Here is a 2,890-nt window from a genome sequence, read left to right as displayed (position 1 = left end):
GAGCCCGACCCCCGGGTGAAGGACCGAGTCCGATCGGGTGAATCCGACGGTCAGACGCCGAGGCGTAGCGGCTTGCCCGCGAGGCCCCGGGGACGCACCGCGATGGCCGCGGCTGCGGCGTCGATCGCCCGGGCGGCGGGGTCGTCGGGCCGGGCGAGCACCACGGGCCTGCCGTCGTCGCCTCCCGCGCGCAGCGCCGGGCTGAGCGGAACGGATGCCAGCAGCGGCACCTCGTCATCGGCGCTCGACAGGGCGCGCGCGACCTCTTCGCCGCCGCCCGCCCCGAAGAGGTCGAGCACCGTCCCGTCGGGGAGCGTCATGGCGGCCATGTTCTCGATCACCCCGATCGGTCGCTGGCCCGTCTGGCGGGCGACCAGGCCCGAGCGTACCGCCACGTCGGCGGCCGCGGCCTGCGGGGTCGTCACGACGAGGACATCGGCGTGGGGGAGCAGCTGCCCCACCGAGATCGCGACATCGCCGGTTCCGGGCGGCATGTCGAGCAGCAGGACGTCGAGGTCGCCGAAGAAGACGTCGGTGAGGAACTGCTGCACGGTGCGGTGCAGCATGGGTCCTCGCCAGGCGACCGCGCCCGCGGCATCCTCTCCCGGACGACGCAGGAACATACCGATCGAGATCACCTTCACGCCGTAGGCGACCGGCGGCAGGATCAGGTCGTCCAGGCGCGTCGGGGCCGGAGGCAGACCGTCGGCGTCGACCAGGCCGAGCAGGCCCGGGATCGAGAAGCCGTGCACGTCGGCATCGATCAGTCCGACGCGCAGGCCCCGGGCGGCCAGGGCGACCGCGAGGTTCGCGGTGAGGGTCGACTTTCCCACCCCGCCCTTCCCGCTGGTCACGGCGATCACGCGCGTGAGCGAATCGGGTCCGAAGGGCATCTCGCGCTTCGCCCGACCCCCGCGCAGCTTCTCGGTGAGGGCCTTTCGTTCGTCGGGCGACATGACGCCCACCCGCACCGCGACCGCGTCTATCCCGTCGACCGAGGCCGCGGCATCCCGCACCTCTCTTTCGATGCGGTCCGCGGCGGGGCAGCCGACGATCGTCAGGGCGATGCCCACGTCGGCGACGCCGTCGGCGACGGTGATCTCGCGCAGCATGTCGAGTTCGCCGAGGGGACGGCGCAGTTCCGGGTCGGCGACGGCCGCGACCGCGTCGCGGACGCGATCGGCGAGCACCGCGCTCACGGGGTGGCTCGCGAGGCGGTGGAGCGGGCGCCGGCGTCGGTCTGGTCGTCCAGGCGTTCGAGCAGCGCCTTGAGCTCGGTGCGCAGCGTGTCCTTGGTGATGACCTCGTCGGTCAGGTCGCGCACGGCCATGCGCAGGGCCACGATCTCACGGGCGAGGTACTCGGTGTCGGCGAGGTTGCGCTCGGCGCGCTGGCGGTCCTGCTCGATCTGCACGCGGTCGCGGTCGTCCTGCCGGTTCTGCGCGAGCAGGATCAGCGGGGCCGCGTACGAGGCCTGCAGCGAGAGCACGAGCGTCAAGGCGGTGAAGCCGATGTCGGCCGAGTCGAAGCGCAGCTCGTCGGGCATGAGCGAGTTCCACCCCATCCACACCACGCAGAACAGCGTGAGCGAGAGCAGGAAGGTCGGCGTGCCCATCGCACGCGCCACCCATTCGGTGAAACGGCCGAAGCGGTCGCGCGAGGGCTGGGGGGTGCGCGGGGCGAGCACGCCGGTGCGCCCGCGGGGCGCATCGAGGGCCGGTTGCTTGTTGTTGCGTGCCATCAGCGCCTCCTCGGGGTCTGCGGGATCTGGGGGATGCTCTGCGTCGCGAGCGGTCTGACCGTCGTCGGCGGTTTCGGATCATCGCTGTCGTGCGTGCGCCAGTCGTCGGGCAGCAGGTAGTCGAGCACGTCGTCGACGCTGACGCAGCCGACGAGGCGATGGGCCTGATCGACGACGGGGAGCGAGACGAGGTTGTAGCTGGCGAGCAGGCGCGCGACCTCGGCCGCGGTCGCGTCGGCGGGGACGGGCTCGAGAGTGTCGTCGATGATGGCGCCCAGCCGCTCGTGCGGCGGGTAGCGCAGCATCCGCTGGAAGTGCACGGTGCCCAGCAGGCGTCCGGTCGGCGTCTCGTAGGGCGGCAGGGTGATGAACACGGATGCCGCGAGCGCCGGGTGCAGTTCGTGACGGCGGATCAGGGCCAGGGCCTCGGCGACCGTGGCGTCGGCCGACAGCACGATCGGCTCGGGCGTCATCAGACCGCCGGCGGTGTCGGGTCCGTACTGCAGCAGCGCGCGGACGTCGTCCGCCTCTTCGGGCTCCATCAGGTCGAGCAGCTGCTCGGAGCGCGACTCGGGCAGCTGACCGAGCAGGTCGGCCGCGTCGTCGGGCTCCATGGCATCCAGGATGTCGGCGGCGCGTTCGTCGCCGAGCTGCTCGAGGATGTGCACCTGCTCGTCCTCGGGCATCTCTTCGAGCGCGTCGGCCAGACGGTCGTCGCTGAGCTCCTCGGCGACCTCGATCAGACGCTCCTCGGGCAGGTCGAGAAGGGTGTTGGCCAGGTCGGCGGGCTTGAGCTCGGAGTACGTCGCCACCAGCTGCTCGGCGGACTGCGCCTCGCCGGGTGTCTGGTTCTCGCGCACCTCGCCCCAGGCGGCGAAGGTCGTGGCGCCCTTGGCGAAGGGCGACGCGCTCGTGCGGGGTCGACGCAGGAACAGCTGACCCACGTCCCACTCGCCGAGGCGGTTGCGCTCGATCGCGACGTCCTCGATCACGGCGGAGCCCGAGCCGTCGACCAGGCTCACGCGGCGTCCGAGCATCTCGGCCATCACGCGCACCTCGCCGCCGCGCTGCTGAAAGCGGCGCACGTTGATGAGGCCGGTCGTGATGACCTGCCCCGCCTGGATCGAGGTGACGCGCCCGATGGACACG

The 2,890-nt window shown here is 72.1% G+C and carries 3 protein-coding genes; all 3 read right to left on the bottom strand.

Annotated features, from left to right (window positions below; translation table 11 throughout):
• Positions 1 to 50: 50 nt before the first annotated feature.
• Positions 51 to 1,199, bottom strand: a complete 1,149-nt coding sequence (locus QZ433_RS06255) for an Mrp/NBP35 family ATP-binding protein (protein WP_295780811.1) — start codon at positions 1,197 to 1,199, stop codon at positions 51 to 53.
• Entirely contained in the window at positions 1,196 to 1,741 is a 546-nt protein-coding gene (locus QZ433_RS06250) for a DUF1003 domain-containing protein (RefSeq protein ID WP_295780809.1), read from the bottom strand. Before QZ433_RS06250 ends, QZ433_RS06255 begins: the two co-directional genes overlap by 4 nt.
• On the bottom strand, positions 1,741 to 2,890 hold a 1,150-nt coding region (locus QZ433_RS06245), incomplete at its 5' end, for a CBS domain-containing protein (protein ID WP_295780807.1). The genes QZ433_RS06250 and QZ433_RS06245, both read right to left, overlap by 1 nt.

Origin of the sequence: uncultured Microbacterium sp. (assembly GCF_913776565.1) — a bacterium.
GTDB lineage: Bacteria > Actinomycetota > Actinomycetes > Actinomycetales > Microbacteriaceae > Microbacterium.
Note: the sequence above shows the minus strand (reverse complement) of the source record. Positions and strands in the feature narration are given on the sequence as shown.